Source organism: Luteibacter yeojuensis (assembly GCF_000964085.1).
Taxonomy (GTDB): Bacteria; Pseudomonadota; Gammaproteobacteria; order Xanthomonadales; family Rhodanobacteraceae; genus Luteibacter; species Luteibacter yeojuensis_A.
Map to the genome: position 1 here is coordinate 1 of NZ_JZRB01000062.1, position 18,232 is coordinate 18,232.

Consider the following 18,232-nt stretch of genomic DNA (forward strand, 5'->3'; position numbering starts at 1 on the left):
TCCGCGATGAACCTTTTTTTTGCGCGCCATGTAGGAGCCCACGCCGTGGGCGACAGCATTTTGCGCGAACCGCCGCAGGCGCTGTGGCTTTATCGCGAGGCGCTGTCGCCCACGGCGTGGGCTCCTACAGTTAGAGGGCGCGTTTCCATGTGGCGGTGAAACAACGCCACGCGTTACCGTCTTTGCGCCACCCGGTTTCCACCTGGTAGGCACCTGCGTTCTCCGGCAGCACGCCGGCGCCGGCCGTCAGCGTGACCGTGAACGTGGCCACCTGGCGATCGCCACGCGGCTCGACCGACACCGGCCCCAGTAGCACGTGCACCTTCTGCCCGCGCAGGGAGAACGCGCGCACCAGGTTCGCCAGGTCCTGCTTGTGCAGGTCGCCACCGTTGCCGTCGAAGTCGTCGGTGAGCGCCGCCGTGGCCTCGCCACCGCTGCCTTCTTCCGCCCCCGTGGCCGCCGCGGCGATGGCCTTGCGCACCTGTTCGTCGTCCGGCGCGTGCCTGCAGGCCACGAGACCGGCGAGGGCGATCAGTAGTAAGGTGGCCAGGACCCTGTTTCGCTGCATGCGTCACTCCTCGTGTCTCGCTGCGTTGCGGCTTGCCGCTATACGCGGGCGTATGCTCCAATCGTCCCACATTCAGGAGTCCGTCCCGTACATGAGCAACGAGCGCCCGTGGCTTGACCACTACCCGGCTGGCGTCCCCGCCGATATCGATGTCAACGCGTACCGCTCCGTTGCGGCGGTCTTCGAGGAATCGTTTCAGAAATTTCGTGAGCGTCCCGCGTACAAGAATTTCGGGAAGGTGCTCAGCTACGGGGAGATCGACGAGCTTTCCGCCGCCTTCGCCGGCTTCCTGTCGGGCGAGCTGGGGCTGAAGAAGGGCGACCGCCTCGCCATCATGCTGCCCAACCTGCTGCAGTACCCGGTGGTGCTGTTCGGCGCGTTGCGCCTTGGCCTCACCGTCGTCAACACCAACCCGCTCTACACCACCCGCGAGCTGCACCACCAGCTGGAAGATTCCGGCGCCAAGGCGCTCGTGGTGCTCGACAACTTCGCGCACACCGTGCAGGAAGCCCTGCCCGGCACGCGCGTCGACCACGTCATCACCACCGCCGTGGGCGACATGGTCGGCTTCCCCAAGGGCAGCATCATCAATTTCGTGGTCAGGCACGTCCGCAAGGAGGTGCCCGCGTACAAGCTGCCGCGGGAAACCCGCTTCAACGACGCCATCTCGCGCGGCAAGGCCCACGCCATGCCCACGGTGGACGTGACCCACGACGACATCGCGTTCCTGCAGTACACCGGCGGCACCACCGGCGTGGCCAAGGGCGCCATGCTCACCCACCGCAACATGATCGCGAACATGCTGCAGGCCGATGCCTGGATCAGCGGCTCGGCCACCATGGGCGAGGAGATCATCGTCACGGCGCTGCCGCTGTACCACATCTTCTCGCTGACGGCGAACGGCCTGGTGTTCACCCGCATGGGCGCCATGAACCTGCTGATCACCAACCCGCGCGACATGAAGGGTTTCGTCAAGGAGCTCTCGAAGGAACAGTTCACCGCCATCACCGGCGTCAACACGCTGTTCAACGGCCTGCTCAACACACCGGGCTTCGCCGAGCTCGATTTCTCGAAGCTGCACCTGTCGCTGGGTGGCGGCATGGCCGTGCAGCGCAGCGTGGCCGAGCGCTGGAAGAAGACCACGGGCGTCACGCTGGCCGAGGCCTACGGCCTCACCGAAACCTCGCCGGCCGCGTGCATCAACCCGCTCGACCTGAAGGAATACAACGGCTCCATCGGCCTGCCCATCCCCAGCACCTACGTGCAGATCTGGGCCGACGACGGCACCCCGCTCGCCACGGGCGAGGTGGGCGAGCTGTGCATCAAGGGCCCGCAGGTGATGAAGGGCTACTGGAACCGCCCCGACGAAACCGCCAAGGTGCTCGACGCCAACGGCTGGCTGCGCACGGGCGATATCGCAAAGATGGACGAGAACGGCTACGTCTACATCGTCGACCGCAAGAAAGACATGATCCTGGTCTCGGGCTTCAACGTGTACCCCAACGAGATCGAGGACATCGTCATGCGCCACCCCGGCGTGGCCGAGGTGGCCGCCGTGGGCGTCGACGACGAGCATTCGGGCGAGGTGGTGAAGATCTTCGTGGTCAAAAAGGATCCCGCGCTCACTGAGGAAGCACTCAAGGCCTACTGCCGCGAGAACCTCACCGGCTATAAGCGCCCAAAGCAGATCGAGTTCCGCGATGCGCTGCCGAAGACCAACGTCGGCAAGATCCTGCGCCGCGAGCTGCGCGATGAGGATCGCGCCAAGCGGAAGGCGGCGGGGGCCTGAACACCCCTCGCTCCAGTCGGCCCCCTCACCTGTAGGAGCCCACCCGTGGGCGACATCTTCTCGCGAATGAGCCCGAGGCCGTGTTGCGTTGTCGCCAAAAGATGTCGCGCGCGGAGCGCGCTCCTACAACAGCGGCGTCAGTCGTCCGACCACGCCTCTAAGGTATCGGCGTAGCCGCCCAGCAGCTCCCACAGCGGGGCCTGCTTGTCCTCGGGGATAAGCGAGTATTCCATGCCGATCTGCCGCGCCGAGGTGCGCACCACGCGCGCCTCCACGTTGATGTGCAGGTCGTGGCCGAACACCATGTCGAGCACCCAGGTCTGGCCGGGTTCACCGCGCCAGCCGGAGGGGCGGCGCAGCAGCGCGCCGGTGGCCGAGATATCGACCAGGTCGGTGGGGTGAGCCTCGCCGCCGCGGCTCATCAGCACCGCGGTCTGCACCTTCATCCTTGCGTGGCGATAACGCACGTTCGGGCCTTCCTTGTCACCCATCAGTTGTTCTACCCATCCTGCCTGCCGGCGGTTGAAGATGACGGCCGCCATTGACCGTACCCCGCGAAACTTACCTACCGTGTCACAAACGGACACATTAGCGCAGTCCGGTCATTCCCGCCCACGCGTCTTGAGCACGCCCGCCCTGACCAGCGCCCCGGCTCCGAAGCGCTCGTTGATGCGGTCCTGCACGCCGTCGGAACGCTTTTCTGCTGCCGGCGCGGCGAACATGTCCTGCTGTTCATCGCCATGCCGCGCATCGAAACCCGACAACGTGACGCCCAACAAACGCAGCCGGGGCCGCGGATGCTGGTGCCACCAGACGTTTAGCAAGCGGCGTGCCACGGCGTAGATATCGGGCGTGGCGTTGCCCGGCACCGGCAACTGGGCCTGGCGGCTGTGGGTGACGAACGGCGGCTCGCGCAATTTCACCGCCACGGTGCGGGCCTTCACGTCGCGGCCGCGTGCACGGGCGCCGACCCGTTCACACTGGCGCAGCATCCAGGCCTCGGCGATGGCCAGGTCGTCCACGTCCACGTCGAAGGTCCATTCCGCGCCGATCGATACCTCGGGGGCATCCGCCACCACCGGGCGCTCGTCCTCACCCACGCACAGGGCGCGCAGCTGGGCCGCATGGCGCTCGCCCACGGCCTTGTTCAGCCGCCAGGCGTCGGCCCGCAGCAGGTCGCCGATGGTGCGGATGCCCACGCGGTGCAGGGCCTCCTCGGCCACCTTCCCCACGGTCCACATGCGCCCGATGGGCAACGGGTCGAGGTAGCCGCGCACCTCGTCGGGCCGGATCACCAGGAAGCCGTTGGGCTTGGACAGCTCGCTGCCCAGCTTGGCCAGCAGCTTGTTGTGTGCCATGCCCACCGAGGCGTTCAGCCCTGTCCGTTCCCGGATGCTGTCCTTGATCCGGCGGCCGATGACCTCGACGGATGAGAAAAGGCGCAGGCTGCCCGTGACATCCAGAAAGGCTTCGTCCAGCGACAGCCCCTCGATCATGGGCGTGTATTCAGCGAACACGTCGAAGACCACCGCCGAGATGGCCGCGTAGCGCTCGTGGCGGGGATGGATATACACGGCCTGCGGGCAACGGCGGCGGGCCTCGGACGTGGGCATGGCCGAGCGCACGCCGTACTTCCGGGCCTGGTAATTGGCCGTGGAAACGACCCCGCGGCGCCCCAGGCCGCCCACGATCACCGGCTTGCCCACCAGGCCCGGGTCGTCCCGTTCCTCCACGGACGCGTAGAAAGCGTCCATGTCGACGTGGATAATGGCTCGCGGGGCGTGGGGCATGCCCTATTGTGCCGGAACCGCAGGGCGGCCATGGGCTGGCCCGCTGGACTTGCGCGGGCGCAGGCTATACCCTGTACGCCAATCGGGTGAACTTATTCCGGGCGCTTCGCGCTCCCGGCGATTTCTCACAGACGGTGACCCTCCTGGGTGTCCAGCGGCCATGCCTTCCGCTCGTCGGCGACGATGCGCGGCATGCCCGGTGTGAGGTGGCGGTGCAGCCGCCGGACGGCATCGATTTGTTGCTTGCGTTCCTGGTCGCTTGAAGGCGGCCCTTCTGACGTGTGCCGATGACTAACGAGACAACCGAAGTCCAGGTGGTCGAAACAACGCGGAATGCCTTCGCCGGTGTTCCCCAGCAGCAGGAAATGCCCCTCGCGCTGGTGCGCGGGCAGCCCGTGCTGCAAATGCCCCAGGATTTGTACATCCCGCCCGATGCGCTGGAAGTCATCCTCGAATCGTTCGAGGGCCCGCTCGATCTGTTGCTCTACCTGATCCGCAGGCAGAACCTCGACATCCTCGACATCCCTGTGGCCGAGATCACCCGGCAGTACATGGATTACATCGAGATGATGCGCGAGGTGATGCGCCTGGAGCTGGCGGCGGAATACCTGCTGATGGCCGCCATATTGGCGGAGATCAAATCCAGGTTGCTGCTGCCCCGCCCACCGGCCGAGGAAGGCCTGGAAGAAGACCCGCGCGCGGAGCTGGTACGCCGCCTGCAGGAGTACGAACGCTTCAAGAAAGCGGCGCTCGATATCGAGGAGCTGCCGCGGCTGGAGCGCGACACCACCGTGGTGCATGCCTTCGTCGGCGAGCACAACGTGGTGCGCGTCCCGCCCCCGCTCGATCTCAGGGAGATGTTGCTTGCGCTCAAGGATGTGCTGAAGCGCGCCGACCTGTTCACGCACCATGCGATCCAGCGTGAGCCTCTCAGCGTCCGCCAGCGCATGGGCGACCTTTTGAACAGCCTCGGCAGCGGTGGGTTCCACCGGTTTGAAACGCTGTTCGACGAAAGCGAAGGCCGGCTCGGGGTCGTGGTCACGTTCCTGGCCATGCTCGAGCTCGCGAAGGAAATGCTTGTCGAGATCGTCCAGGAAGAAACCCTGGGCCCGATCTACATCAAGACCAAGGTCCAGACCCAGGCCGAGCACGAAGAACTGCTCGCCTAGCCCACCCGCACGCCAAGGCCTATGCAACCCGAACAACTCAAACCCATCGTGGAAGCGGCGCTGCTTGCGTCCACCCAGCCGATGACCATCGTCCAGCTCAAGGCGATCTTCGGCGAGGAAGAGGAAGTCGGCACGGATGAACTGAAGGCGGCGCTGAAGGCACTGGGCGCCGATTGCCAGGGGCGCGGCGTCGAACTGGTCGAGGTCGCCTCCGGGTGGCGCTACCAGGTGCGGCGCGAGGTGCATGGGTGGGTATCGCGCATGTGGGCCGAGAAGCCCAGCCGCTATTCCCGCGCCCTGCTCGAAACCCTGGCGCTCATCGCCTACCGCCAGCCCATCACCCGCCCGGAGATCGAACAGATTCGCGGCGTGGTGGTTTCCTCGAACATCATCAAGACCCTCGAGGAACGCGAATGGATCCGCGTGGTGGGTTACCGCGACGTCCCGGGCCGTCCGGCCCTGTTCGGCACCACCCGCACGTTCCTGGATTATTTCAACCTCAAGTCGCTGGACAACCTGCCGCCATTGTCGGAGATCCGCGATCTTGACGAGCTCAACCCGCAGATGCGCCTCGAAGGCGATGCGGATGGCGTGCCGGCCCGCGTTGCCCTCCCCGAGGGCACCGACGAGGCCGGGCCCGCGAACGAACCGCCCGCCGGCGATGACGACATCGCCGCGGCTTCCCACACTGCCGACGAGGCAGAGAACCCCGACGGCGCCGCCGAAGAAGAAGACGGCGCCGGGCAAAATCCCGAGGAGTCACGCGCATGAATGCGCCAAATCGTTCCGTACTTAGCCTGAAGCGCACCGAAGCCCCCACCGGCGACGCCGCGCAGCTCGAAGAACGCCTGCACAAGGTGCTGGCCAACGCAGGCCTCGGCTCGCGCCGGATGCTCGAACAGCGCATCCAGGCCGGCGAAGTCGAAGTCAACGGCGCCGTCGCCACCATCGGCGCCAGCGTCCACGCCGGCGACCGCATCGTGCTCGACGGCAAGCAGTTCGTCGTCGCCACCGATAACCGCAGCGACGCCGAAGTGCTCGTCTACCACAAGCCCGAGGGCGTGGTGACGACCCGCGAAGACACCGAAGGCCGCCCCACCGTGTTCGAACAGCTGCCGCGCCTGAAGGGCGCGCGCTGGGTCGCCGTGGGCCGCCTCGACATCAACACCACCGGCCTGCTCCTGCTCACCACCGATGGCGAACTCGCCAACGCGCTGATGCACCCCAAGAGCGGCCTCGAGCGCGAATACCTCTGCCGCGTCCACGGCGAAGTGCCCGACGAGATCATCGAGCGCCTCAAGGCCGGCGTGGAACTGGAAGACGGCCCCGCCCGCTTCGACGACATCGGCGTCATCAGCCGCGGCGGCAGCCACAGCTGGTTCCGCGTCACCATCCGCGAAGGCCGCAACCGCGAGGTGCGCCGCCTGTGGGATTCCCAGGGTTTCCTGGTCAGCCGCCTGAAGCGCATCCGCTACGGCACCGTGGAACTGCCCCGTGCCCTACGCCGTGGCGATTGCGAGTCGCTCGACGAAACCGCCATCAAGGCCCTGCGCGAGCGCGCCGGCCTGGGCGCCCCGGCCCCGGTGCTTACCCTCAGCGCCGTGGTGCACCAGCGCCGCGCGCCGCGCCATGTCACCGAATACCGCCCCGACAAGGCCACGACCGGTGCCTGGAGCTCCGCGCGCCACGACGAGGCCCGCGAGCTCACCGCGTTCGATCGCCTGCGTGACGACGGCCCCGGCCGTGGCGGCCGCGGTGGTCGCGCCGGTGGCGGTAGCCGCGGTGGCCAGGGCGGCGGCCGTCGCGAAGTCAATGGCAATGTCGACCGCCCGGCCAAGGCCCCGCGCAAGACCTCCTCGCGCCGCGTCGCGCCCGGCCAGGAACTGCCGGCCATGCGCACATGGTTCGCCGGCGACAGCCGCACGGGCGGCGGTGGCAATGCCAATGGCAATGTCGCCAACCCGAACGGCAACCGCGGTGGTGGCGGCGGTGGCAACCGTGGCCCGCGTGGCGGCCAGGGCGGCAACCGCACCGGCGGCGGCCAGGGCCAGGGTGGCGGCAACCGCGCCTACGGCGGCGGCCAGGGTGGCCAGGGCGGCGCCAGCCGTGCCAGTGGCAACCGCGGCTCCGGCGGCGGTGGCGCGGGCGGCAACCGTGGCCCGCGTGGCCAGGGTGGCGGCAACCGCGGTGGCCAGGGCGGCGGCAATCGCGGCCCGCGCGGCGGCAACCGGGGTGGTGGCGGTAACCGCGGCGGCAACTTTTGACCGCGTCCACCCTGTGGCATAACCCGCGCTGTTCCAAGTCGCGCGAAACGCTCGCGCTGCTGCAGCAGCGCGGCGTGGCACCCACCGTGGTCGAGTACCTCAAGGCCCCGCCCTCGGTGGCCGAACTCGACCGCGTGCTGAAGCTGCTGGGCCGCGCGCCGCGCGAGCTGATGCGCACGGGCGAAGACGAGTACGCAGGCGTGCCGGCCGACGCCGGCCGCGCGGAACTCATCGCCTACATGGTCGCGCACCCCAAGCTCATCGAGCGGCCGGTATTCATCCACGGCAAGAAGGCGGCCGTCGGCCGCCCGCCGGAAGCGGTGCTCGCCATCCTCTGATCTTGCACTCCTGTGGAGGCTCTCCTGTGGAGGCTCTCCTGTGGGAGCGCGCTTGCGCGCGATGGCGCTTGCCGCGAGTACATCGCGCGCAAGCGCGCTCCCACACACACACTTTCGAGAGCGGGCTTTATTTGTGCCGGGAGGCGAGCTTCTGCGCCACTTGGTCGAAGCCGATGCCGCGGGCGCGGAGCGCCACTATCAAATGGAACACCAGGTCGGCGGCTTCGCCGATGAGTTCGTCGTCGCCTTGCGCCACCGCGGCCAGCGCGGTTTCCACGCCCTCCTCGCCCACCTTCTGCGCGATGCGGCGGATACCGCCATCAAACAGCTTCGTGGTGTAGCTGCCGTCGGGCCGCTCGGCATGGCGTGACGCCACCAGCGCGTCCAGATCCGCGAGGAACCCGAGCGACGGCGCCACGTCGTTGCCGAAGCAGCTGGTAGTGCCCGTGTGGCACGTGGGGCCCGCGGGTATCGCACGCACCAGCAGCGTATCCGCATCGCAATCGAGCCGGACATCGACGAGCGCGAGCGTATCGCCCGAGGTCTCGCCCTTGGTCCACAGGCGCTGCTTGCTGCGACTGAAGAACGTGACCAGGCCGCTCGCCTGCGTTTTCGCCAGCGCGGCCTCGTCCATGTAACCGAGCATCAACACCTCGCCGGTGCGGGCGTGCTGCACGATGGCGGGGACCAGGCCATCGCCTTTTGCGAAATCAGGGGTCATGCGCGTACCTCGATGCCCTGCGCGCGCAGCTCGCGTTTCAGGGTGGGGATGGCGATATCGCCGGAATGGAACACGCTGGCGGCCAGCGCGGCGTCGACATCCGCGTCGCGGAACACGTCGGCGAAGTGGGCGGGCTCGCCCGCGCCACCCGACGCCACCAGCGGCACGTGGCACACGGCGCGCGCCGCACGCAGCTGCTCGATGTCGTAGCCACGCCGCACGCCGTCGGTACCCATGCAGTTCAGCACGATCTCGCCCGCGCCCAGCCGCTGCACCTCCTCGATCCAGTCGAGCGTGCGCTTGCGCAGCGCCTGCGTGCGCGAGGGGTCGCCGGTGTACTGGCGCACGCGCCATTCACCGTCCTCGTCCCGCAGGCTGTCGACGCCCACGACCACGCACTGCACGCCGAACGCCCCGGCAATCTCACCCACCAGCGCAGGGCGTTCCAGCGCGGGTGAATTGATGGAAATCTTGTCCGCGCCCGCGTGCAGCACCTCGCGCGCATCGTCCACCGAACGGATGCCACCGGCGACGCAGAACGGGATGTCGATCTCGCGCGCCACGCGCTCCACCCAGTCGCGATCGACGCGGCGCCCCTCGGGGCTGGCCGTGATGTCGTAGAACACCAGCTCGTCAGCACCTTCGTCGCGGTAACGCAGCGCCAGTTCCACGATCTCGCCCACCACCACGTGGTCGCGGAAGCGGACGCCCTTCACCACCTGGCCATCGCGGACGTCCAGGCACGGGATGATGCGCCGGCTCAGCATGAGGCATCCGCCTTCGCGGTGACAGCCAGCGCATCCGCCATGGTGAATTCCCCCTGCAGCAACGAGCGGCCGAGGATCACCCCGGCCACGCCCTGCAACGCCAGCCCGGCCACGTCATCGAGCGAGCGCACGCCACCCGAGGCCTGCACGTCGAGATTCGGCGAGGTGGCCGCCACGTAGCGGTACAACGCCGTGTTCGGGCCCGCCATGGTGCCGTCGCGGTCGATGTCCGTGCACAGCAGGTGCCGCGCGCCGGCGGCTTCGTAGAAGGGCAGCAACTCGCCCAGGGTGCGGTCCTCGTCCGCGGTCCAGCCCGCGCTGGGCAGGCGCCACTGGCCGTCGCGGAAGCGCGTGTCGAGCGCGAGCACGATGCGTTCGGCGCCGTAGCGGCCGATCCAGGCGGCGACAGCGGCCGGCTCGCGGATGGCGATGCTGCCCACCACGACGCGGCTGACGCCCGCGTCGAGCAGCTTGCGTACGCCCGCTTCGTCGCGGATGCCGCCACCGGCCTGCACGGCCAGCCCGGCGGACGCCGCGATGGCCGTCAGCGTGGGCAGGTTCTCGAAGCGGCCGGAGCGCGCACCGTCGAGGTCCACCACGTGCAACCAGGTGGCACCGTCGCTGGCGTAGCGGCGGGCGAGCGCCTCGGGCTCGAAGGCGAACGTGGTCTGCTGCTCGTAATCGCCCTGGAAAAGGCGCACGACCTTGCCGTCGCGGAGGTCGATGGCGGGGATAGGTAAGGTCATAGCGAAAGGAAGTTCCGGAGGAGCTGCGCGCCCACGCTGGCGGAGCGCTCGGGGTGGAATTGCATGCCCATGAAATTGCCCGCGCCCACGGCGGCGGAGAACGGCTGGCCGTGTTCGCTCGACACCAGGGTGTAGTCGCCCACGGGCACGGCGTAGCTGTGCACGAAGTACGCGGTATCGCGCTCGCGCAGGCCCTCGGTCAGCGGGTGGCTGGCCGTGGCGCGCAGCGTGTTCCAGCCCATGTGCGGCACGCGCAGCCCCGGCGCACCCGGCATGCGCCGCACGGCGGCCGGCACCACGCCGAGGCATTCGGTGTCGTCTTCCTCCGAGCGCTCACACAGCAGCTGCATGCCCAGGCACACCCCGAGCACGGGCTGGGTAAGGCCGCGCAACACCTCGACCAGCCCCGCGTCGCGCAGGCGCCGCATGCCCGGGCCCGCGGCGCCCACGCCCGGCAGGATGACGTGGCTGGCGGCGCGGATACGCGCCGGGTCGGCGGTGAGCGCCGCGTCGGTGCCAAGGCGCTGCAACGCGTAGCGCACCGAGCCGATGTTGGTGCCGCCGGCGTCGACGAGGACCACGCGCATCACAGGCTGCCCTTGGTGCTGGGTAGCTCGGCGCCTTCGCGGCGGATGGCCTGGCGCAACGTGCGCGCCACCACCTTGAAGCAGCCCTCCACCATGTGGTGCGCGTTCTCGCCATGCACCGTGAGGTGCAGGTTGGCGCCCAGCGTCTCGCACAACGAACGGAAGAAGTGCGGCACCAGCTCCGTCGGCACGTCGCCCACGCGCTCGCGCGGAAACGTGCCTTCGAACACGAAGTAGGGGCGGCCGGAGAGATCGAGCTCCGCCCGCGCGGCGCTTTCGTCCATCGGCAGCGCGAAGCCGTAGCGGCCGATGCCACGCTTGTCGCCCAGCGCGGCGCGCAGCGCCTGGCCGAGCGCCAGCGCGCAATCCTCGATGGTGTGGTGTTCGTCGATGTGCGTATCGCCTTCGCAGGTGAGGCTGAGTGCGAAGCCACCGTGCTTGCCGATCTGCTCCAGCATGTGGTCGAAGAAGCCCAGGCCGGTGTGCACCTTGGGCTCCGCGACGCGGTCGAGGTCCACCTGCACGCGGATCGATGTTTCCTTCGTCTTGCGCACCACGTCGGCCACGCGCGGCGCGTCGAGCACCGCATGCGCCACCTCGGCCCACGTCGCGCCCTGCGCGCCCACGCGGAAACCGCGGACGCCCATGTTCGCGGCGAAGGTGATATCGGTCTCGCGATCGCCGACCATCGCCGACTGCGCGCGGCTCCAGCTATCGTCCGCCAGCCAGTGGCGCACCAGGCCGGTGCGCGGCTTGCGCGTATCGGCGTTGTCGGCCGGGACGCTGCGGTCGATGAGTTGCTCACGGAACGTGATGCCCTGCGACGACAGGATCCGCACCAGCAGCTCATGCGGGCCATCGAAGCTGGCCTGCGGGAACGACGGCGTGCCCAGGCCGTCCTGGTTGCTCACCATCACCAGCTCATAGCCCGCCCCGACGAAACGCTGCAGCGCCGCGATGACCCCCGGCAGCAGCGCCAGCTTGTCGTAGCTATCGATCTGCTGGTCGGCCGGCTCCTCGATGAGGCAACCGTCGCGGTCGACGAAGAGGATCTTGCGGCTCATGCGCTGGCTCCCGCGCGCAGCACGGCCAGCACGCGATCGTTCTCGTTGCCGGTGCCGATGGTGATGCGCAGCGCATCGCCCAGGCCCGGGTATTTCGTGATGTCGCGCACCACCACGCCGGCCGACAGCAGGCGCTGGTAGGCGCCCGCCGGGTCGGCGAAACGCACCGCGAGGAAGTTGGCGTGCGAGGGCAGCACCTCGCGCACGCCCGGCACGGTGGCCAGCGCCGCGGCCATGCGGGCACGCTCATTCAGTACCTCGTGCACGTGGTGGCGCTGCACGCGGCGGCCCTCGTAACCCAGCGCCGCCAGCGCCGCGTCGACGCACGGCGACGGCAGCGGGTACGGCGGGATGATCCGGCGCAGCAGGCCGATGACCTCGGCACGCGCCACCAGCGTCCCCACGCGCGCGCCCGCCAGCGACCACGCCTTGGAAAGCGTGCGCAGCACGGCCACGTTCTCGTGGGCATCGATGAGCTGGGTGGCGCTTGGCGTGCCGGCGAACTCCGCGTAGGCCTCGTCCACGACGAGCAGCGCCCTGCCCGCCAGCGCCGTCGCGATGCGCTCGATCGTGCCGAGCCCCACCAGGTTGCCCGTGGGGTTGTTCGGCGAGCAGAGGTAGACGAGTTTCGTGGACGGGCCTGCCGCGGCAACCAGCGTGTCCGCATCGAGCGAGCCATCGGCCGCCAGCGGTGCTTCGACCACGGCGGCGCCCTGGATACGGGCGCATACCGCGTACATGCCAAAGGTGGGCGGCGAGATGACGATGCCGTCCTGGCCCGCGCGGCAGAACGCGCGCGTCAGCAAGTCGATGGCCTCGTCGCTGCCGCGCGTGACCAGCACGCGGTCGGGCGTGCTGCCATACAGTTCGGCCAGCGTCTCGACCAGCGCGCGCGGCTGCGGATCGGGGTAACGGTTGAGGCCGTCGCCGCCGGGGAAGCTCGGCGGCCGCGCGGATTCGTTCGCGTTCAACAGCACGGTGCCCCCGGAGGCCTCCATGCGCGCGCTGGAATACGCCTGCATCTCGCGGATATCGGGGCGGGCAAGATCGAGCACGCTCATGCCGTCGCACCCATGATCTCGAGGCGTAACGTCACCGCGCGGCGGTGCGCGTCGAGCTGTTCGGCTTCGGCCAGGGTCGCCGCGCACGGGCCGATGGCACGCAGGCCCTCGGCGCTGGCCTCCTGCACCGTCACCTGCTTCTGGAAGCTTGCCACCGAGACGCCGCTGTAGCTGCGCGCATAGCCATACGTGGGCAGCACGTGGTTGCTGCCGCTGCAGTAGTCGCCAAGCGATTCGGGGGTCCATTCGCCGAGGAACACCGAGCCAGCGGAGTCCACGCCATCGAGCAGCGCGCGCGGGTCGGTGGTCTGGATGATGAGGTGCTCGGGCGCGTAGCGGTTGCTGACGTCCAGCGCCTCGTCGAGGTCGTGCACCAGCACGAGGCGGCTTTCCTCGAGCGCACGCGCGGCGATGTCGGCGCGCGGCAGCGCGCGGCGCTGCGACTCCACCTCGTGCTCCACCCGCGCCAGCAGCCCGGCCGACGGGCTAACCAGCAACACCTGCGAATCCGGGCCATGCTCGGCCTGCGACAGCAGGTCGGCGGCGATGAAGCGTGGGTCGGCCTCGGCATCGGCGATGACGAGCACCTCCGACGGGCCGGCGGGCATGTCGATGGCCGCGCCTTCCGGGTCGCCCGAGACCTGCAGCTTCGCTTCCGTCACCCATGCGTTGCCCGGGCCGAACAGCTTGTCGCAGCGGGGTACCGTGGCCGTGCCGTAGGCCATCGCGGCGATGGCCTGCGCGCCGCCCAGCTTGAACACCTGGTGCACGCCCGTCGCCCTGGCGGCGAACAGCACCGCATCGTCGCAGCGGCCATGGGCCTGCACCGGCGTGCACAGCACCACCTCGCGGCACCCGGCGATGCCCGCGGGCACGCCGAGCATCAGCGCGGTGGAGGGCAGCGGCGCACCGCCCGCGGGTACGTAGAGGCCCACGCGGCGGATGGGCCGCAGCACGCGTTCCACGCGCACGCCCGGGGCCGTGTCGACGGCGACCGGCGTGGGCGCCGCGGCGCGGTGGAAGCGCTCGATGCGCCCGGCGGCCTCGCGGATTGCGGCCTTCAGCGCCGGCGCCAGCCGGGCCTCGGCTTCGGCGAATTCCTCGTCGGTGACGGCGAGCGCATCGAGCGTGGCGCCGTCGTAACGCGCCGTGAGGTCGCGCAACGCTTCGTCGCCCAGCGTGCGCACGTCGGCGATGATGGCCTCGACGCCACTGCGCAGCTCCGCGGAGCGCGATTGCGCCGGGCGGGCCAGCGCCTCGCGGCGGCCTTCGTCGTCAAGGGCATTCCAGTCGATGCGCTTCATGCCAGCATCTTCTCCACCGGCAGCACCAGCATGTCGCGGGCACCGGCGCGTTTCATGTCTTCCAGCTGCCGCCAGCTCACGCTGCCGGCGCACAGGGCCTGCAGCACCACCTGGTCGGGGGCGCCGTCGACGGCCGTGAGGGTCGGGATGGGCAGGCCCGGCAGCAGCCGGGTGATCTCGGCCAGCGCATCGCGCGGCGCCTGCATCAGGATCAGGCGCGAATCACGCACCTGGATCACACCATCGAGGCGGCGCAACAGCAGCTCGGCGATCTCGCCGCGCTCGTCGCTGGGCAACACGCGGTGGCCGGCGAGCACGGCTTCGCTCTCCACCACCACCGCGGCTTCGCGCAGCTGGTTGGCGACGAGGGTGGCGCCACTGGAGACCAGGTCGCAGATGGCATCGGCCGTGCCGAGGCGCGGCGCGATTTCCACTGAGCCGGCGAGGAACACAACCTTCGCGTCCACGTTATTCACCCGCAGCCACTCGCCGAGCAGGCCAGGGTACGAAGTGGCGATGGCGCGGCCCTGCAGCTGCGCGGGGCCATCGTAGGCCTCGTCCTGCGGCACGGCGATGGACAGCCGGCAGCTGCCGAAGCCGAGGGGGCGCAACTCGTCCAGGCCCGCGCCCGCCTCGGGGTTGGCGAACTGGAACTCGTTGAGCACGTTGCGGCCGACGATGCCCAGGTCGCAGACGCCCTCGGCGATGAGGCCGGGGATATCGTCGTCGCGGACCAGCAGCAGGTCGACGGGCTCGCCCTCGCCGAAGCAGAACAGCTTGTCGCGGCTCTGGCGGAACTTGAGGCCACAGCGGGCCAGCAGTTCCTGCGCCGGCTCGGTCAGGCGGCCGGATTTCTGCATGGCGATGCGCAGGCGGTCACGCGGCTTCATGCGGTGGTTCCCTGGTTGCGGCGGGCGGCGGCGGCCATGTAGCCCCCTGCCCCCTGGTTGAGGTAGCGGGCGACGCGCCCGATGGTGGTGATGCTCACGGCCGTGCGCTCGTGGATCTCGCGGTATGAGCGCCCCTCCAGCAGGAAGGGCACCACGCGCCAGCGGTCCACCATGACCTCGATCTCGGCCGGGGTGCACAGGTCGTGGAGGAAGGCCCGCATCTCATCCACCGTCGAGAGGCCCAGCAGGGCCTCGCAGAGGCTGGTTTCCGCCGAATCGGCGGGGGTTTCCGGGTCCAGGGAGCGTCGCTTCATAATGTACTAACGCGTTAATACGATACCCCATCGTAAGGGAAAGACTACTTTCTGGCAAGAAATTCGAGAAAACGCCGACGCGAAATTGCGCTTTTCTTCCATATACCGCAGGCGAAACGGTCGCCAAGATGGACAGCACCCCCTCCCAAGGAATGAGCCGTACGCATGTCGTGCACTGTCGTTATCGCCGATGACCAACCCGTCGTGGTGGCCGGCGTGGAAGCTGTCCTGAAGAAACACCGTTACGACGTGGTCGCCTGCGTCAACGACACCGATACCTTCGTCCAGGTCATGGACGATATCGACGTCGAGGTCGTGGTCATCGACCCCAGCCTGCCCGAGGGCAAGCACCCCGATGGCGTGGCGCTACTGCGCCGCGTCCGCAGCACGCGCCCCGACGTGGGCATCGTGGTCATGGCGCCCCTGGGCGACCTGGCCATCCTCCGCGCCGGGCAGGACCTGGGCGTGGCCGGCCTGTTCGACAAGCGTTGCAGCCTGCGCGACATGCCCCTGGCGGTGCATGCGGCGTCGATCGGCCGCAACTACACCAGCCCGTCCATCCGGCGGGCGTTCCACGACGTGGATACGGGCAACGGGTTCGGCGCCGGCCCCAATCGCCTGTCGCCGCGCGAGCTCGAAGTCATCCGCGCCTATGCGCAGGGGCTCTCGCTGGTGGAGGTGGGCAAGCTGATGGGCCGCAGCGTCAAGACCATCAGCCGGCAGAAACGCGCGGCGATGACCAAGCTTGGCCTGGTCAACGATGCGCAGTTCTACCAGTACCTGGCCAGCGTGCGTTCGGGGCTGGTCGACATGCATGCGCTGGGCGCGGCCGACGCCAGCGCCCAGCCCCCGCCCCGGGGCAGGCCTGCGAAGGCCTAGGCCGCGGCCACCAGGCGGCCCGAGGCCACCAGGTCGCACACGGTGCGCACATCGCCATCCATCGCGCGGTCGCGCTGCATGAAGGCGATGTGCTCGCGCAGCGTGGCCAGTGCCTGGCGCACGGCCACGCCACCGTGGAAGTCCTCGGCGCTGGCCAGGGCGCCCATCAGCGCGCGCACTTCGCGTTCGAACTGCGGGTAGTGCGGCGAATCGCTGCGCGGGGCGCCGTTGATCTTCGCCGCCAGGGCCTGCCAGTCGCCACGCTTAGAGAGCGTGCGCGCCGCGTTGAGCATGTCCTGTCGGTACTCCAGCGCCTGCGCCGCGGTGTAGAGCTCCATGGCCAGCACGTGGCCCAGGTCCTCCATCATCTCGAGCACGTGGCGGGCCTCGTTCGCGCCCATCGACACATGGTCTTCCGCGTTCGCACTGGTGGGCACCGAATACACCGACGCCGGGTGCGCGCGCGTGGCCAGGTCGTTCACCAGCGCGGCGGCGGTGTACTGCACGATCATGAAGCCGGAATCGGTGGCGTCCTCGTTGCCGATGAGGAACGCCGGCAGGCCATCGTTATTGGCCGGGTCCACCAGCTTGGCGGTGCGCCGTTCGCTGATCGACGCGAGCACGGGGATCGCCGCCTTCACGTAGCTCATGGCCAGCGCCAGCGGCATGCCGTGGAAGTGGCCGGCGGAGATCACCTGGTCTTCGATCACCTCGGCGTTCTCGGCATCGGGGAACACCAGCGGGTTATCGGTCACCGCGTTGAGCTCCACGTCGAACACGCGGCACGCCTGCTCCCACGCATCGCGCACCGCGCCGTGCACCTGCGGCGCGCAGCGCAGGCAGTACGCATCCTGCGGCTGGTGCTTCTTGCCGCCCTTGAACGGCAGGAAGCGCGAATAGAACGCCTCCTTGCCATGGCGCTGCGTGGCGGGCACCCAGTCCCAGCTGATATCGAAGCGGTACGCCTGCTCGGCCGGGTCGGCCCACGAATCCGACAGCCACGGCCGGAAGCGCGGCACCATGTGGTAGGCGATATCGGCGAGGGTCGAGCCCTGCAACAGGCGGCGGAATTCACCGGCGGCGGCCACCTGGCCCGGGTGCGGGCGCAGGTCGTGCACCTGTTCCGCGTAGGCGCCCGTGCGGCCGGCGAACGCGTCGAGCGTCATGGCCAGCGCCAGGTCGGCCGTCTTCATGAGCATCTCGAGGGTATCGAGCGCCAGCACGCCCGTGGCAAGCATCTGCGTCGTGCCGTTGTTGAGCGCCAGGCCTTCCTTGAACGAGAGGCGGATGGGCTCAAGGCCCGCGCGCCGCAGTGCCTCGGCACCCGGCAGGCGCTCGCCTTGGTAGAACGCCTCGCCACCGCCCAGCAGCACGATGGCCAGGTGCGAGAGCGGGGCCAGGTCGCCACTGGCGCCCACCGAGCCTTTCTCGGGGATGACCGGGATGACATCGCGGTTGAGCAACTCGGCCAGCGCGCGCAGCGTCTCCACGCGGATGCCGGAATGGCCACGCATCAGCGTGTTGACGCGAATGGCGAGCATCGCGCGCACCACGTCGATGGCGAACGGCTTACCCACGCACACGGCGTGCGTGATGATGAGGTTGTGCTGCAGTTCCTCCATCAGCGTGCCGTCCCGCGGCTCGGGGTTGCCGCCCGGCAGCTCGTCGCGTACGCGGTGCGCACCCAGCAGCTTTTCGGCATTGCTGCCGAAGCCGGTGGTGACGCCGTAGATCGGCTCGCCGCCACCCACTTTCGCGGCAAGGAAATCGGCGGCGCGCTTCACCTTCACCAGCTGCGCCTCGTCGAGGCGGATGCTGGCACCCTGGCGGGCGATGGCGGCGACCTGGCCGCGGGTGAGGCTGCGGCCGTCGAGGAGGATGCTGCTGGTCATGGGGAATTACCGACTTAGGTCTGAACCAATGGCTTCATTTTTCTTGTAGGAGCGCGCTTGCGCGCGATGGAGCTTGCGGCAAGTACATC

The 18,232-nt window shown here is 69.0% G+C and carries 19 protein-coding genes; 6 read left to right on the top strand and 13 right to left on the bottom strand.

Annotated features, from left to right (window positions below; translation table 11 throughout):
• Nucleotides 1–130 precede the first annotated feature (130 nt).
• On the bottom strand, nt 131–568 hold the full coding sequence (locus VI08_RS19240) for a hypothetical protein (RefSeq protein ID WP_045831261.1): 438 nt from the start codon (nt 566–568) through the stop codon (nt 131–133).
• A gap of 91 nt (nt 569–659) precedes the next feature.
• On the opposite strand from VI08_RS19240, the gene VI08_RS19245 reads away from it, so the two are divergent.
• Nucleotides 660–2,357 (top strand): AMP-binding protein, encoded by a 1,698-nt coding sequence (locus tag VI08_RS19245; RefSeq protein ID WP_045831262.1) that lies wholly within the window; start codon nt 660–662, stop codon nt 2,355–2,357.
• Nucleotides 2,358–2,494: 137 nt separating this feature from the next.
• Here the strand turns inward: VI08_RS19245 and VI08_RS19250 are convergent, their stop codons facing one another.
• Together VI08_RS19250 and dinB are read right to left on the bottom strand one after the other, a co-directional pair.
• Nucleotides 2,495–2,899, bottom strand: coding sequence for a PilZ domain-containing protein (locus tag VI08_RS19250; RefSeq protein ID WP_428992168.1), 405 nt, complete (start codon nt 2,897–2,899; stop codon nt 2,495–2,497).
• A gap of 60 nt (nt 2,900–2,959) precedes the next feature.
• Nucleotides 2,960–4,147 carry a DNA polymerase IV gene (gene dinB, locus VI08_RS19255; RefSeq protein ID WP_045831264.1) on the bottom strand — a complete coding sequence of 396 codons (1,188 nt, stop codon included), beginning with the start codon at nt 4,145–4,147 and terminating at the stop codon, nt 2,960–2,962.
• Nucleotides 4,148–4,512: 365 nt separating this feature from the next.
• Here dinB and VI08_RS19260 point away from each other — a divergent pair, with 365 nt between their 5' ends.
• The 4 genes from VI08_RS19260 to arsC are packed head-to-tail and all read left to right on the top strand — an operon-like array spanning nt 4,513 to nt 7,918.
• The gene (locus tag VI08_RS19260; RefSeq protein ID WP_232309602.1) at nt 4,513–5,316 is read left to right on the top strand and encodes a segregation and condensation protein A; all 804 of its coding nucleotides are present in this window, start codon (nt 4,513–4,515) and stop codon (nt 5,314–5,316) included.
• Nucleotides 5,317–5,337: 21 nt separating this feature from the next.
• Nucleotides 5,338–6,087 (top strand): SMC-Scp complex subunit ScpB, encoded by a 750-nt coding sequence (gene scpB / locus VI08_RS19265; RefSeq protein ID WP_045831266.1) that lies wholly within the window; start codon nt 5,338–5,340, stop codon nt 6,085–6,087.
• Entirely contained in the window at nt 6,084–7,580 is a 1,497-nt protein-coding gene (locus VI08_RS19270; RefSeq protein ID WP_045831267.1) for a pseudouridine synthase, read from the top strand. The genes scpB and VI08_RS19270 overlap by 4 nt, the downstream gene beginning before the upstream one ends.
• Nucleotides 7,577–7,918, top strand: a complete 342-nt coding sequence (gene arsC, locus VI08_RS19275; protein ID WP_045831268.1) for an arsenate reductase (glutaredoxin) — start codon at nt 7,577–7,579, stop codon at nt 7,916–7,918. The genes VI08_RS19270 and arsC overlap by 4 nt, the downstream gene beginning before the upstream one ends.
• Nucleotides 7,919–8,045: 127 nt before the next feature.
• Here the strand turns inward: arsC and hisIE are convergent, their stop codons facing one another.
• From hisIE to VI08_RS19320, 9 genes are read right to left on the bottom strand one after another with little or no spacing between them, the layout of a single operon-like run.
• On the bottom strand, nt 8,046–8,639 hold the full coding sequence (gene hisIE, locus VI08_RS19280) for a bifunctional phosphoribosyl-AMP cyclohydrolase/phosphoribosyl-ATP diphosphatase HisIE (RefSeq protein ID WP_045831269.1): 594 nt from the start codon (nt 8,637–8,639) through the stop codon (nt 8,046–8,048).
• Nucleotides 8,636–9,406 carry an imidazole glycerol phosphate synthase subunit HisF gene (gene hisF, locus VI08_RS19285; protein ID WP_045831270.1) on the bottom strand — a complete coding sequence of 257 codons (771 nt, stop codon included), beginning with the start codon at nt 9,404–9,406 and terminating at the stop codon, nt 8,636–8,638. The genes hisIE and hisF overlap by 4 nt, the downstream gene beginning before the upstream one ends.
• Nucleotides 9,400–10,152: a 1-(5-phosphoribosyl)-5-[(5-phosphoribosylamino)methylideneamino]imidazole-4-carboxamide isomerase gene (gene hisA, locus VI08_RS19290; protein WP_045831271.1), complete on the bottom strand. Its 753-nt coding sequence runs from the start codon at nt 10,150–10,152 to the stop codon at nt 9,400–9,402. Before hisA ends, hisF begins: the two co-directional genes overlap by 7 nt.
• Nucleotides 10,149–10,739, bottom strand: a complete 591-nt coding sequence (hisH, locus tag VI08_RS19295; protein WP_045831272.1) for an imidazole glycerol phosphate synthase subunit HisH — start codon at nt 10,737–10,739, stop codon at nt 10,149–10,151. Before hisH ends, hisA begins: the two co-directional genes overlap by 4 nt.
• Nucleotides 10,739–11,803, bottom strand: a complete 1,065-nt coding sequence (gene hisB, locus VI08_RS19300) for a bifunctional histidinol-phosphatase/imidazoleglycerol-phosphate dehydratase HisB (protein WP_045831273.1) — start codon at nt 11,801–11,803, stop codon at nt 10,739–10,741. Before hisB ends, hisH begins: the two co-directional genes overlap by 1 nt.
• Complete coding sequence (gene hisC, locus VI08_RS19305) at nt 11,800–12,864, bottom strand: histidinol-phosphate transaminase (RefSeq protein ID WP_045831274.1); 1,065 nt, start codon at nt 12,862–12,864, stop codon at nt 11,800–11,802. The genes hisB and hisC overlap by 4 nt, the downstream gene beginning before the upstream one ends.
• Nucleotides 12,861–14,168, bottom strand: a complete 1,308-nt coding sequence (hisD, locus tag VI08_RS19310; RefSeq protein ID WP_045831275.1) for a histidinol dehydrogenase — start codon at nt 14,166–14,168, stop codon at nt 12,861–12,863. The genes hisC and hisD overlap by 4 nt, the downstream gene beginning before the upstream one ends.
• A complete protein-coding gene (hisG, locus tag VI08_RS19315; protein ID WP_045831276.1) occupies nt 14,165–15,058 on the bottom strand; it encodes an ATP phosphoribosyltransferase in 894 nt (297 codons plus the stop codon). The genes hisD and hisG overlap by 4 nt, the downstream gene beginning before the upstream one ends.
• Nucleotides 15,055–15,372, bottom strand: coding sequence for a YerC/YecD family TrpR-related protein (locus VI08_RS19320; protein ID WP_045831277.1), 318 nt, complete (start codon nt 15,370–15,372; stop codon nt 15,055–15,057). The genes hisG and VI08_RS19320 overlap by 4 nt, the downstream gene beginning before the upstream one ends.
• A gap of 165 nt (nt 15,373–15,537) precedes the next feature.
• On the opposite strand from VI08_RS19320, the gene VI08_RS19325 reads away from it, so the two are divergent.
• Nucleotides 15,538–16,251 carry a response regulator gene (locus VI08_RS19325; RefSeq protein WP_045831278.1) on the top strand — a complete coding sequence of 238 codons (714 nt, stop codon included), beginning with the start codon at nt 15,538–15,540 and terminating at the stop codon, nt 16,249–16,251.
• Here VI08_RS19325 and VI08_RS19330 read toward each other — a convergent pair.
• A complete protein-coding gene (locus VI08_RS19330; RefSeq protein ID WP_045831279.1) occupies nt 16,248–18,143 on the bottom strand; it encodes an HAL/PAL/TAL family ammonia-lyase in 1,896 nt (631 codons plus the stop codon). The two genes, VI08_RS19325 and VI08_RS19330, sit on opposite strands and share 4 nt — an antisense overlap.
• Nucleotides 18,144–18,232 lie beyond the last annotated feature (89 nt).